The sequence below is a fragment of the Carnobacteriaceae bacterium zg-84 genome (assembly GCA_013874835.1).
Taxonomy (GTDB): domain Bacteria; phylum Bacillota; class Bacilli; order Lactobacillales; family Aerococcaceae; genus WM01.
In genome coordinates, this window is the sequence record CP059430.1 from 1,273,520 (window position 1) to 1,287,359 (window position 13,840).

Genomic DNA, 13,840 nt, shown 5'->3' on the forward strand with positions numbered 1-13,840 from the left:
TTTATCACGTTTAAATTCACGAACAATAACACCAAAACCAACAACGGCTTTTTTGTTATCTTTTTCTTGTTTTAATTTATCTTTTTTAGCCACTTTTAGTCTCCTTTCTACTGAATGCGAATGCGTGGATCAACTAATGCAAGTGCCACATCCGATAGTAAGGAACCAAATAAACCGGCTAATCCATACATTAAAATCAGTGCTGTCATTAGTGAGTAGTCACGTCCATTGATTGAATCGATAAATAATTTACCCATCCCAGGGAATGAGAAAATGTTCTCAATAAAAATTGAACCAGATAAAATACCTGTAATATCATATCCAATAAATGTCACAATCGGTAAAATAGAGTTTCTAAAAATATGTCTTGAATATACTTTATTCAAAGGAACACCTTTTGCACGTGCTGTACGTACATAGTCTAAAGATTTCGCATCAATAATACCTGATCTTAAATATTGAATGGTACCAACTGTTGATAAAATACCCATAATTAAGGATGGTAATAAAATGTGATGGAATCTATCCCAGAAGTACGCTAGACCAGTTAAAACAACACCAGATGTTTCAGTACCACGAGTTGGGAACCAACCTAATGAATATCCGAATAGCCAAATAGCCAATAATCCGGCAACAAACCCTGGAATTGAAAAGTTTAAAAAGTTTAAGAAAACAATAATTTTATCAGCCCATGAATTTTGGTAACGACCAGCTATCATACCTAAAGGAATAGCTACTAAATACATAATCACAACTGTTAAGATAGATAACCACACCGTATTACTCAAACGTTCACCAATAATATCAACAACAGGACGTTGGTTTTGATAACTGTTTCCTAAATCTCCATGAAATGCTTTACTAATCCAACGACCATATTGTACATACCACGGATCATTCCAACCATTTGCTTGTCGAATTGCTTCAATGTCTTTTATCGTTAATGAAGCACTCGCTTTCCCAGATAACGCATCCCCAGGCATCATTTTAGCCAATATGAAAATTAATAGGCTTAAAATTAAAATTTGAGGAATCATGACCAATATTCTTCGTAAAATCACTTTCCACATTTACATCGTACCTCCTTTTTGAACTGAAGATAGTGCGACTTTATGTGTATTGCTAATATTTTCTAAATCATACACACGCCCATTTTTATCGAAGTATTCTGCTTGATTTTTTGCATACTCACTTTCAACTTTCAAACGTTTTATTTTATTTTCTTCAGCTGAATCAGGATTAACAGATGGAATTGCGGATAATAAACGTTGTGTATAAATATGTTTTGGATTTTCATAAATATCTTTTTTGTTACCATACTCTACAAATCGTCCACGATACATGATAGCTAAATCATCTGACATGTGTTTGACAACACCTAAATCATGAGAAATAAATAAATAAGCAATACCATATTCATCTTGAATACGTTTCATGTAGTTTAATACTTGCGCTTGTACAGATAAGTCCAATGCAGATACCGGTTCATCAGCAATCACTAATTTCGGTTTGGATGCAATAGCACGTGCCACCCCAATACGTTGACGTTGACCACCTGAAAATTCATGTGGATATTTCGTTAAAATATCTTCCGTAAATCCGATAATGTCTAATAATTCTAAAATACGACGTCTTTCTTCATCTGGTGATAATTTTTCAAAATTACGTAATGGTTCTGATAAAATATCTTGAATACGTTTTTTAGGATTAAAACTTGATAAAGAGTCTTGGAAAATCATTTGAACGTTACGGTTGTATTCAGATGTACGTTTTTTTACTTGTTTTGTAATGTCTTCTCCATTGTAATAAATTTTACCAGAAGTAATTTTTTCTAAACCAATAATAGCTTTACCAATAGTTGATTTACCTGATCCAGATTCACCAACTAAACCATACGTTTTACCTTCTTCAATATCTAAGTTAACACCATCCACGGCATACACATGATCTGTGACACGATTCCAAAATCCACTACGAATTGGATAATGTACTTTTAAATTTTCAACTTGGATAATACCCACGATTATTCTCCTTCCCCATCAAAATGAAAATGTTTGTAACAAGAACATCTCACAAAATGACCAGGCGATACTTCGTGTAAAACTGGATCTTTTTCGTGTGCGTCTTCGGAAATCCACGGAATACGTGGTGCAAAACGGCACCCTGTACGATCTAAGTTAATTAAAGACGGTACGCTACCTTGAATCACATGTAAGTCTTCTTCACTATCATCTTGAGGCATTGACTGTAATAATGAACGTGTATACGGATGTAACGGATTATTAAATAATTCATTTACTGGAGCTACTTCAACAAATTGTCCTGCATACATAACAGCTACTTTATCGGCTGTTTCAGCCACTACCCCTAAGTCATGGGTAATTAAAATAATTCCTGCTTCGGTTTCTTCTTGTAAATCATTTAATAAGTCAAGAATTTGCGCTTGGATTGTTACGTCTAACGCTGTTGTTGGTTCATCAGCAATAATAATTGGTGGTTTACAAGCCAAAGCTATCGCAATAACGACACGTTGGCGCATCCCACCGGATAATTCATGTGGATATTGCTTTGCCACACGCTCTGGATTAGGAATACCTACTTGAGTTAATAATTCCAACACACGTTGACGACGTTCTTCTTTGTTCATTGTCGTATGATAAATCAGTGTTTCTTCAATTTGTTTAAAAATCGTCATCAATGGATTTAATGCTGACAATGGATCTTGGAAAATAACACCAATGTCGTTACCACGGATTTTTTCAAATTGTTTATCTGTAAATTCTGCTAAGTTATCTTGTCTATATAAAATTTCACCAGATATACGTGTGTTTTTTGCATCATGCAATCCAACAATTGTTGTTGCTAATGTACTTTTACCACAACCTGACTCACCTACAATAGCTAAAATTTCATTATTTGATAATGTAAATGATACACCATCTACTGCATCATAAAATTGATCGTTGTAACGAAATCCTGTATGTAAATCACGTACATCTAATAACGTTTTTTCATACGTCAAAATAATTCCTCCTTCTTCATTTAACTTCTCTATACTATCCTATCATCACGACGAATACATAACATGTATAACAACATTATATAGATTATGCTCATCAAAAGCAACTTATATTTTCATTTTTTTTTAATAAAAAACAATTTAGTCAATAATATAGCCATATTATTATACTACAAATTGTCTGAATATTCTATCCTATTTTATATTTTTTATAAAAAAAGCTAAGCAAAGTGCCTAGCTTTTATGATTTAGAAGCAATATACGAAACAATATCTCCTATTGTTTGAATATGTTCTGATTCTTCATCAGAAATTGTTCCCCCAAATTCTTGTTCAAAAGCCATAATCAATTCAACGACCGAAATAGAATCTGCTTGTAAATCTTCTTTAAATCGTGTTTCTTTTGATAAATCGCTTTTATCTGTATTAAACTGTTCAGACACAATGTCTAAAACTTTCTCATAAATTTTTTCTTCCATTAATTATCACTCTCTTTCTCATTATCGAAATGATTTGCTAAATCTTCAATCACATGGGAGTCTAAAATTGTTCGAATTTGCTTTAATGTGTAATAAACAGCTGTGCTGTCTGCTGAACCATGTGTTTTCACAACAGGTGCTTTTAAACCAAATAAAACAGCACCACCGTGTTTAGAATAGTCTAACACATCTTTTACGCCACTTAAAGCATTTTTAACGAGTAATCCACCTAGTTTTGTTTTAAGGTCACCTTGTTTAATCGTTGATTTAATTAACTGAACCATGGACAAAGCTGTTCCTTCAACGGATTTCAAGACAGCATTTCCCGTAAAACCGTCTGTTACAACAACATCAGCTTCTCCTAATAACAAATCTCTTGCTTCAATATTTCCAATAAAATGAATATCCTCTAATTGCAATAATTGTTGATACGCCTGCTTCGTTAACTCATTTCCTTTTGAAGCCTCCGCTCCATTGTTTAACAATGCTATTCTTGGTTTATCTATTTTTTGTACAAAACGTGCATAGTACGAACCTAAAATAGCAAATTGAACGAGATGATGTGGTTTACAATCCGCATTAGCACCAACATCCATAAATACAAACGTACGACTTGGATCTGTTATAACAGGTAAAGTTGGCATTAAGCCCGGACGTTCAATACCTTTAATTCTTCCAACGATAAATAACCCCGCAGCTAACAATGCGCCTGTATTCCCTGCCGAAAACATGGCATCTGCTTGCTTATCTTTAACAGCTTGTGCCGCCAATACCATGGAAGCATTTTTCTTTTGTCTAATAGATTTTACTGGTTCATCATCACTATTTATTTTTTCATCTGTATGTACAATGTCAATTCTTGTATCATCTATTAAATATTCTTTTATTTTTGTTTCATCACCATATAAAACAAAGGTAATATCTTGAAATTCTTTTGCTGCACGCATCACACCTTCAACGACTGATTGCGGCGCAAAATCGCCTCCCATTGCATCTACTGCAATTTTTTTCATGAAGCACCTCCTTTAATCACTACAACTTTATCTTATCAAAAGTCTTTTTTCTTAACAACTCATACGCATTTTTTATATAAGGATTTTGTGAATGCACAATGTCCATTGCATCTTGTCTAGCTTGATTTAATATGTGAACATCTCGAATAATATCTGCACAAGAAAAATCTGGAATACCAGATTGTTTTAATCCAAAAATATCTCCTGTTCCTCTCATTTCTAAGTCTTTTTGACTCAGATAAAAGCCATCTTGACTTTCAACCATGATTGCCATACGTTGTTTTCCTTGTTCTGTTTTAGGATTAGCAACTAAAATACAATAAGATTGTTTATCCCCTCGTCCAACACGTCCACGTAATTGGTGTAATTGTGCCAATCCAAATCTTTCTGCATCTTGAATAACCATAATTGTTGCATTAGGTACATCCACACCCACTTCAATAACGGTTGTAGAAACTAAAATGTGAATATTATTTTGTTTAAATCGTTTCATGACATCGTCTTTTTCATCAGCTTTCATTTTACCGTGCAATAAACCGACCGAATACTCATAAAAATACTCTGAAATATATTCATACATTTTTTGTGCATTTTGTACATCTTCTAATGCTTCAGACTCTTCAATTAGAGGTGTAATCATATATGCTTGGTATCCTTTATCTATTTCTCGTTTCATAAATTCAAGTACTTTTTCCATTTCCTGCTCTTTTACCCATCTTGTAATAATTTTTTGCCGTCCAGCAGGTAATTCATCAATAACGGATACATCCATTTCACCAAATAATGTCATTGAAAGTGTTCGTGGAATTGGGGTAGCCGTCATATACAGTACATTTTGAAAAATAGCTTTTTCATTTAACTTTTGTCTTTGCATCACACCAAAGCGATGCTGTTCATCAATAATAATTAAACCTAACTCATAAAACTGAATATCTTCTTGAATAAGTGCATGTGTCCCAATCAAGCAATCTAATTGACCATTCAATACATCTAATAACATTTGTTTTCTTTCTTTTACTGTCGTACTACTTGTCAATAATCCTATTTTTATCGAGGTACCTTGAAATAATGTTTGAATGGTTTTGTAATGCTGTTGTGCTAATATTTCTGTTGGCACCATAAAAGCAACCTGTTTCCCGCTAAATACACACGCTGCTATGGCAATACTTGCCACAACTGTTTTACCACTTCCAACATCTCCTTGTAGCAAACGATTCATATCAAATGGAGCAAGTAAATCTCTACAAATATCATTGCTTACTTTTTTTTGTGCATTGGTTAAAGAAAATGGAATAGTATCAATATAAGCTTTCAACTTATTTGTGTCGTATTTTAAAGAACCTGTTTTTGTTTTGTGCCTTTCGTATTTTAACAAGTTTAATTTTAGTTGGTAGAAAAACAATTCTTGATAAATCATTCTTCTTCGTGCTTCATTTGCCGATTGCTGATTTTCAGGAAAGTGCATGTTTTCAATAGCGTGCATATAATCCATAAAAGCATATTTATCCAAAATCTCATCGGGTAAGACTTCTTCAATAACATCTTTATAATCATCAAAAGACTGTTTAATCAATTTCACTAAAGTTGCTTGCTTCATTGATTTTGTTGTGTGATAAACAGCTGAAAATTCAGTATCTTGATTAGCTGTGCCGAGCAATTTCATACCTAATAATGTTTGTCTTTTTTCTTCCCACTTCCCATATATAGCAATTTCTAATCCAATTTGACATTTATCTTTTAAATAATGTTGATTAAAAAAAACAACATTTATCACTTGTGCACCTATACCTAAACGGAACGATAATCTATTCTTTCTCCCTGCATAGAAACTAACCACTGGATCTGTTAAAATCGTTCCTTTTAAACTAATTTTATCTTGATCTAACACTTCTGTTAAATCACGAATTTGAATATCTTCATAGCGAAATGGAAAATGTAAAAGTAAGTCTTCTACGGTTTCAATACCTAATTGATTTAAATCTTGCACTCTTTTGGGACCAACTGACTTTAATGTATCGACACGATCATAAATACTTTTCATACCATTCTCCTTTACTTTTTATATATCATATCAAAACAAGAAAAAAAAATCACCCAATACAAATGAAAAAAGAGGCAAATGACGTCTTTAAACATCCATTCACCTCTTTACTTATAGTCCCAATTTTTATTGGTTATTCACTTGCCAACAAGAAGTGATATACTGGTTGATCTCCTAATTGAATATCAAATTCAATATCTTCAAATTCTTGTTCTAAAACAGAAACAATTTCTTCAGCTTCTTCTTGTGTTGCGTCTTCTCCGATTAAGATTGTGACAATTTCAGTATCATCAGAAATCATTTGACGTAATGTATCAAGCGTTACTTCTTGTTTATCTTTTTGAGAAAAGACGATTTTACCGTCAATCAATCCCATAAAATCATTTTCTTTAATGTCTATGCCGTCAATTTGTGTATCACGTACCGCTATTGTAACTTGACCACTAACAACAGAAGATAAAGCATTTGTCATGTTCTCTTTATTTTCTTCTAATTGGTTTAGTGGATTAAATGCAAGTAGAGCTGTCATACCTTGTGGAATTGTTTTTGTCGGAACAACAACAGCAGGTGTATCGCTCACTTGAGCAGCTTGATCTGCTGCCATTTGGATATTTTTATTATTTGGTAGAATAATCACTTTTTCTGCATGTGCTTCTTCAATAGCTTTTAAAATATCCTCTGTACTTGGATTCATTGTTTGTCCACCATTGATAATGACTGTAGCACCCATATCTTTTAATAACGTTTGTACACCATTTCCAGCAGCAATTGCAATAATACCATATTCTGCTTTTTCAACTGGTTTTTGTTTTGTTGCTTTATTTGTTAATACATCTTCATGTTGCAAACGCATATTATCTACTTTAATTTTAATAAGTGAACCAAATTTTTGACCATAATTCATGACTTCTCCTGGTCGTTCTGTATGTACATGAACTTTAATGATTTCATCATCTGCTACAACTAATAAAGAATCTCCTAAGTCATTTAAATAATTACGGAATGTATCATAATCAAATGTATCTGTAACAGTTTCTCCTTCTCCAATACGTACCATAATTTCTGTACAGTAACCAAATTGAATATCTTTTGTATCCACTGCATGTGCAACATTAGAAAAGTTTTCATGATGCGCAACAGATGCTAAGTTCGCTGAAATACCTTTTCCAAATGATGTTGGTAATTTTTCACCTGTTAAAGATTCTAAAAATCCTTCATAAACAAATAGTAATCCTTGTCCACCACTATCGACAACACCAACTTCTTTTAAAACTGGCAATAATTCTGGTGTGTTATCTAATGATACTCTAGCACCTTCAACAATAGCACGCATAACATCAATAATATTATCTGTTGTTTTTGCTTTTTCCTCTCCTGCTTTTGCAGATTCTCTAGCAACAGTTAAAATAGTACCTTCAACTGGTTTCATTACAGCTTTATAAGCTGTTTCAACACCGTGTGTAAATCCTTGTGCAAATTGTTCAGCAGTTAAAGAGCTATATGTTTCAACCGATTTTGAAAACCCTCTAAATAATTGCGATAAAATAACACCTGAATTTCCTCGTGCTCCCATCAATAAACCTTTTGCTAAATCAACAGCTAAAGCACCTACTTCTTCTTCTTGAGATTGAGCGACACGTTGTGCTCCTGATGTAAAGGACATGTTCATATTTGTTCCAGTATCTCCGTCTGGGACAGGAAACACATTCAAAGAGTTTACTAATTCAGCATTTTCATGTAGACGTTCACAGCCTACTTGCACCATATCTTTAAATGCTTGTCCTTTTAGTTCTTTCATTTCCAATTCAAAATCCTCCTAATAGTCATGTCATTGACTTTCTCAAAAATACTAGTCCTGTACGATACGTACACCTTGTACATAAACATTTACTGAATGTACATCAATACCCAATAAATGTTTTAAATCATAGCTAACTTTAGATTGTACATTACGGCAAATTTCAGAAATTTTTGTTCCATAGTTAACAAAAATATAAACATCTACCATGACTTGATTGTCTATTTGACGAATGACCACACCACGAGAATAATTTTCTTTTTTCAAAATAACATTGATATTATCTCGAATTTGATGCTTACTTGCCATACCAACAACACCATAGTTGTCTGTAACAGCTGTTCCAACAACTGTTGCAATAACCTCCTGTGTTAAATCAATATGACCATTTTTTGTTTCGATTTTTACTGACATATAAATCCTCCTTTATCATACGATTTATAGCATATCATCTTGATAATAACATACTTTATTATCTATATCTATCTTTTTTATAGAAAAATATTAGGCTCTTCCGTTCATAGAAAGCATTCTATGAACGAAAGAGCCTTTTTTATGTATTTAAATGATGATTTTTCTCATTGTAAATATATTTTATCTTTATTTCAAACCTAATTTACGAATGAGATAAACTACTTTGCTGCAGTAAAGCGGTCGTTTGCTTTATTCCAGTCTACTAAATTCCAGTATGCATCAACATAGTCTGGACGTCTGTTTTGATAGTTTAAATAGTATGCATGTTCCCAAACATCTAAAGCTAAAATTGGTGTTTTACCTTCCATGATTGGTGAATCTTGATTCGCTGTTGATAACACTTCTAATTCTCCATTATTTAATGCCAACCATGCCCAACCAGAACCAAAACGTGTTTTAGCGGCAGTATTAAACGCTTCTTTCATTGCCTCTACACTACCAAATTTTGCTTCAATTTCTGCTTTTAATTCGCCAACTGGTTCAGTCTTAGCTGGTGTTAAAGATGTCCAAAAGAATGAATGATTAGCATGTCCACCACCATTGTTTCTGACTGCAGTTTGAATGCTTTCTGGTAATTTATCTAAATGTGCAATAATTTCTTCAACTGATTTCCCAAAAAATTCAGGTGCTTTTTCTAATGCAGCATTTAAATTTGTTACATACGCTTGATGATGTTTTTCATGATGCAAATGCATTGTCGCTGCATCGAAATGTGGCTCAAGTGCCTCATAAGCATAAGGTAATTTTGGTAATTCAAAAGTCATAATACTCCTCCTAAGGTGTGTACAAACACACGCGTTTTTTATATGTTTTTAGCATACCATACTTTCACAAACATGAAAAGGCTTTTGCTTTTGTATGACGCCATTTTTAAACATTTAAAGTTTATTATTTCACAAGCAAATCACTTGTTTTTTTCTATTCTTTTCATCTATATTTACGTCGTGCGAAATGCACAAATACAGTTTCAAAATATTTGGACTATTTTGGAGGAATCATTATGTCAAAAGAAATTCGTGTACTATTGTATTATCAATATGTACCAATCGAAAATGCAGAACAATTTGCAAAAGAACATCTTGCATTTTGTAAAGAAATTGGTATTAAAGGTCGTATTTTAATTGCCAATGAAGGTATCAATGGTACTTGTTCAGGAACCATTGAACAAACACAACAATACATGGATCACATGCACAAAGATCCAAGATTTGCCAATATGGTATTCAAAATTGATGAAGAAAATAATATGGCATTCCGTAAAATTTTTGTGAGATATCGTCCAGAACTCGTTAATTTAGGTTTAGAAGAGGATGTTAATCCTTTAGAATTAACAGGACAATATTTATCCCCACAAGAATTTAGAGAAGCTCTGCTAGATGAGGATACAATCGTTTTAGATACACGTAATGACTATGAATATGATTTAGGTCATTTTAGAGGTTCTGTTCGTCCTGATATACGTAATTTTAGAGAATTACCTCAATGGGTATTAGACAACAAAGAAAAATTTATGGAAAAACGTTTAGTTGTATATTGCACAGGTGGTATCCGCTGTGAAAAATTCTCTGGCTGGTTAGTACGTGAAGGATTTAAAGATGTTGGGCAATTACACGGCGGTATCGCAACTTATGGAAAAGATCCAGAAGTACGTGGTGATTTATGGGACGGAAAAATGTATGTATTTGATGACCGTATCGCTGTAGATATCAATCAAAATGAACATATTGTCGTTGGTCGTGACTGGTTTGACAACACACCTTGCGAACGTTATGTCAACTGTGCTAACCCTCGTTGTAATCGTCAAATTCTATGTTCAGTTGAAAATGAAGAAAAATATTTAAAGAGCTGTTCACACGAATGCCGTATTCATCCAGAAAATCTTTACGTCAAACGTCATGAGCTAACACGTGATGAATTAGAACAACGTCTACAAAAAATTGGTGAAACATTAGCAACAAATGCATAAATAAGAAGTTAACCTAAAAACAAAGGTTTTACTTCTTAAATAAAAAAGACTTGAAATCAACATTTTTAATGAGTTGGTTTCAAGTCTTTTTGAGTAATTTCGCTTCTTAATAGAGTAGTTCTTATGATCAAATATGCTCTAAAATTGTTTATTTAATCCGTTTTTGGTATAATGAAATCGTTTATGAAGTGAAAAAGGAGTCTTATCATGCCAATACAATACCCTGCGGGTACTGTTTTATCTACTAAAACATCTCAAAATAATATCATACACGGCAAACGGGGCATGATTTTTGAGGAACAAATCAATCAGTCGAATCTTTACTATTTACAAAAGAAAATTGCAGTGATTCATAAAAAGCCAACACCTGTTCAAGTTGTAAAAGTAGACTACCCCAAACGTAGTGCTGCTAAAATAACAGAAGCCTACTTCCGTCATGCTTCAACAACAGATTATAATGGTGTGTACCAAGGTTTTTATATTGATTTTGAAGCAAAAGAAACGAAAAATAAAACGTCTTTTCCTCTGACAAATTTTCATGAGCATCAAGTACAACACATGGAGCAATGTCTTGAACAACAAGGAATAACGTTTGTTCTTTTTAAATTTTCTTTCCATAATCGTGTCTTTTTATTAAAGGCTCAACACTTTATTCAATTTTGGAGAGAAAAACATAAAGATGGCAAGCGTCAATCAATCCCCTTGTCATATATTGAAAAGTATGGCTATGAAATTCATATAGGCATGTATCCTATTATTCCTTATTTAGATATTGTAAAGCATTTGATTGATACAAACAATAAATTTTAATAGTGTTATATAGGAGGCTATTTTATTTATGGTAAAAACACAAACACGTTCTAGTAAGCCTGTTAACAAAAAGAAAAAGAAACCCAAAACAAAAAAAGGACTTGGCAAAAAAATTTTATTAAGTTTTTTAGCGATACTATCCATTCTTTTTCTAATTGTTGTGAGTGTGACAGCTTACTTCATATCAACAGCACCGAGTATTACACAAGAAGCTTTAATCGGGACAATCCCGTCTACGATTTATGATAAAAACGGTGAGATTATTACAAAACTTGGAGGAAACGATCGTATTTTGATTGATCCAAGTGATATTCCTGAAAATGTCGCAGATGCTGTTCTATCTATTGAGGATAAACGTTTTTACGATCACAATGGTGTTGATTTTGTTCGTATTGGCGGTGCCTTTATTACAAACTTAGCAAAAGGAAGACTTTCTCAAGGTGGTAGTACAATTACGCAACAACTTATCAAACTATCCGCTTTTTCAACGTCAAAAGAAGATCAAACCATTAAGCGAAAAATTCAAGAAGCATGGTTAGCCATTCAAGCAGAAAAGCAATACACTAAAGAAGATATTTTAGCTTTATATTTAAATAAGGTGTATTTAGCAAATAATATTTATGGATTCGGTACGGCAGCACAATATTATTTCGGAAAAGATGTCAATAAATTAGATATTGCCGAAGCTGCTTTATTAGCAGGTATGGTTCAAGCACCAAATCACTATGATCCATATGTCAATCCAGAAGCTGCTTTACAAAGAAGAAATACTGTTTTAGGTACAATGCTATCAAATCAAAAAATCACGCAAGAAGAATTTAATATCGCATCTGCTTTACCTATTACTTATAATTTAGTCGATCATAAAAATGATAAATCAGCGGCAGAATTATCTATTGATTCTTATGTGCAAGCTGTTGCTGCTGAAATTTCAGAGAAAACCTCTTTAAATCCATATACAGATGGTCTATCTATTTATACAAACCTAGATATGAATGTCCAAAATAAATTGTTAGATATTTTAAATACAACAAATTACATTGACTGGGCAAATAATGATGTCCAAGCTGCCGTGACAGTTGTTGACCCAAATAATGGGGCTATTGTGGCTATGGTGGGAGGTCGAAATATCAATGTCCAATTAGGTTTAAATCGTGCAACAGTTGCTTCTAGAAGTGTTGGATCAACATCAAAACCTTTAGTCGATTACGGTCCTGCATTTGAATATAAAGACTACTCAACTGGTCAGTCTGTTTCAGATTCACCAATCAATTATTCAGACGGAACACCTTTATATAACTGGGATTTCCGTTATTTTGGATCAACGTCTATCCGAACAGCACTTGCTGCTTCACGAAACACTCCTGCTCTACGTACATTACGAGATGTCGGTTTAGATAACGCTTATGCATTCTTGTCTAAATTAAAAATAGATGTTACAAATAATGGTGTGCCTGGATTAGTAGAATCAAATGCTATTGGTTTTGAGGCAAGCCCTTTACAAATGGCGGCCGCTTATAGTGCCTTTGCAAATGGTGGTACTTACTACAAACCATTTACAATCAATAAAATTATTACACGTTCTGGAGAAGAAGCAAGTTATATTGGCGAAGGGACACGTGCCATGAAAGACTCCACAGCTTACATGATTACAGATATTTTAAGAGGTGTACCAACAACTTATGCCACAAGTGCAGACATTCCTTATTTATATCATGCTGGAAAATCAGGAACAACGAATTATACAGAAGATCAATTAGCTACTGTGACAGGTGGTAAAACCGTTCCATTTGCAGCACCAGATGCGTGGTATGTTGGCTACACAAAACGATACGTTGTATCAACTTGGGTAGGATACGATACCCCAAATGAACTCAATCATTATTTAGATCAAACTGAATCAACCTATGCACAGTTAATTTATAAATACATTATGTCTTACTTAGCACAAAATGGTGATAATACACCTTGGGAAAAACCAGATAGCGTTGAACGTTACGGATCAGAGCTATATTTAAAAGGAAAACGTCCTGTTTATACAGAAATTGAAAGAGATGTAACCACACGACGTAGAGATGAAGATTCTGACGATGATAAAGAAAAAACAACAATTAGTTTTACAACAAAAAGTTTTTCATTCTCATCACGTGAAGCTACAACACGTGAAACAACGACTAAAAAAGAGGAAGATAATTAAAACAAAGAGCTTTATATCAACTACTTTTAATAGTTGATATAAAG

At 33.2% G+C, this 13,840-nt stretch carries 12 protein-coding genes; 3 read left to right on the forward strand and 9 right to left on the reverse strand.

Translation table 11 applies throughout. From position 1 onward, the window contains the following. Nucleotides 1-107: 107 nt before the first annotated feature. The 9 genes from H1220_05975 to H1220_06015 form a co-directional block, all read right to left on the reverse strand. The gene (locus H1220_05975; GenBank protein ID QMI85271.1) at nt 108-1,070 is read right to left on the reverse strand and encodes an ABC transporter permease; all 963 of its coding nucleotides are present in this window, start codon (nt 1,068-1,070) and stop codon (nt 108-110) included. After that, nucleotides 1,071-2,024 carry an ABC transporter ATP-binding protein gene (locus tag H1220_05980; GenBank protein ID QMI86673.1) on the reverse strand — a complete coding sequence of 318 codons (954 nt, stop codon included), beginning with the start codon at nt 2,022-2,024 and terminating at the stop codon, nt 1,071-1,073. It abuts the gene before it with no gap. Next, nucleotides 2,024-3,022, reverse strand: coding sequence for an ABC transporter ATP-binding protein (locus H1220_05985; GenBank protein ID QMI85272.1), 999 nt, complete (start codon nt 3,020-3,022; stop codon nt 2,024-2,026). Before H1220_05985 ends, H1220_05980 begins: the two co-directional genes overlap by 1 nt. 238 nt (nt 3,023-3,260) lie before the next feature. Beyond that, on the reverse strand, nt 3,261-3,497 hold the full coding sequence (gene acpP, locus H1220_05990) for an acyl carrier protein (GenBank protein QMI85273.1): 237 nt from the start codon (nt 3,495-3,497) through the stop codon (nt 3,261-3,263). After that, nucleotides 3,497-4,510, reverse strand: coding sequence for a phosphate acyltransferase PlsX (plsX, locus tag H1220_05995; protein QMI85274.1), 1,014 nt, complete (start codon nt 4,508-4,510; stop codon nt 3,497-3,499). The genes acpP and plsX overlap by 1 nt, the downstream gene beginning before the upstream one ends. A 19-nt stretch (nt 4,511-4,529) precedes the next feature. Further along, nucleotides 4,530-6,551, reverse strand: coding sequence for an ATP-dependent DNA helicase RecG (gene recG, locus H1220_06000; protein QMI85275.1), 2,022 nt, complete (start codon nt 6,549-6,551; stop codon nt 4,530-4,532). 133 nt (nt 6,552-6,684) lie between these two features. Then, the gene (locus H1220_06005; GenBank protein ID QMI86675.1) at nt 6,685-8,316 is read right to left on the reverse strand and encodes a DAK2 domain-containing protein; all 1,632 of its coding nucleotides are present in this window, start codon (nt 8,314-8,316) and stop codon (nt 6,685-6,687) included. Nucleotides 8,317-8,400: 84 nt separating this feature from the next. Continuing rightward, on the reverse strand, nt 8,401-8,763 hold the full coding sequence (locus tag H1220_06010; GenBank protein QMI85276.1) for an Asp23/Gls24 family envelope stress response protein: 363 nt from the start codon (nt 8,761-8,763) through the stop codon (nt 8,401-8,403). Between the two features lie 218 nt (nt 8,764-8,981). Then, a complete protein-coding gene (locus H1220_06015) occupies nt 8,982-9,590 on the reverse strand; it encodes a superoxide dismutase (protein QMI86676.1) in 609 nt (202 codons plus the stop codon). Nucleotides 9,591-9,823: 233 nt separating this feature from the next. On the opposite strand from H1220_06015, the gene H1220_06020 reads away from it, so the two are divergent. The 3 genes from H1220_06020 (at nt 9,824) to H1220_06030 (ending at nt 13,796) form a co-directional block, all read left to right on the forward strand. Further along, on the forward strand, nt 9,824-10,789 hold the full coding sequence (locus H1220_06020; protein QMI85277.1) for a rhodanese-related sulfurtransferase: 966 nt from the start codon (nt 9,824-9,826) through the stop codon (nt 10,787-10,789). A gap of 207 nt (nt 10,790-10,996) precedes the next feature. Beyond that, a complete protein-coding gene (gene recU, locus H1220_06025; GenBank protein ID QMI85278.1) occupies nt 10,997-11,599 on the forward strand; it encodes a Holliday junction resolvase RecU in 603 nt (200 codons plus the stop codon). Nucleotides 11,600-11,627: 28 nt separating this feature from the next. Next, entirely contained in the window at nt 11,628-13,796 is a 2,169-nt protein-coding gene (locus H1220_06030) for a PBP1A family penicillin-binding protein (protein QMI85279.1), read from the forward strand. Nucleotides 13,797-13,840 lie beyond the last annotated feature (44 nt).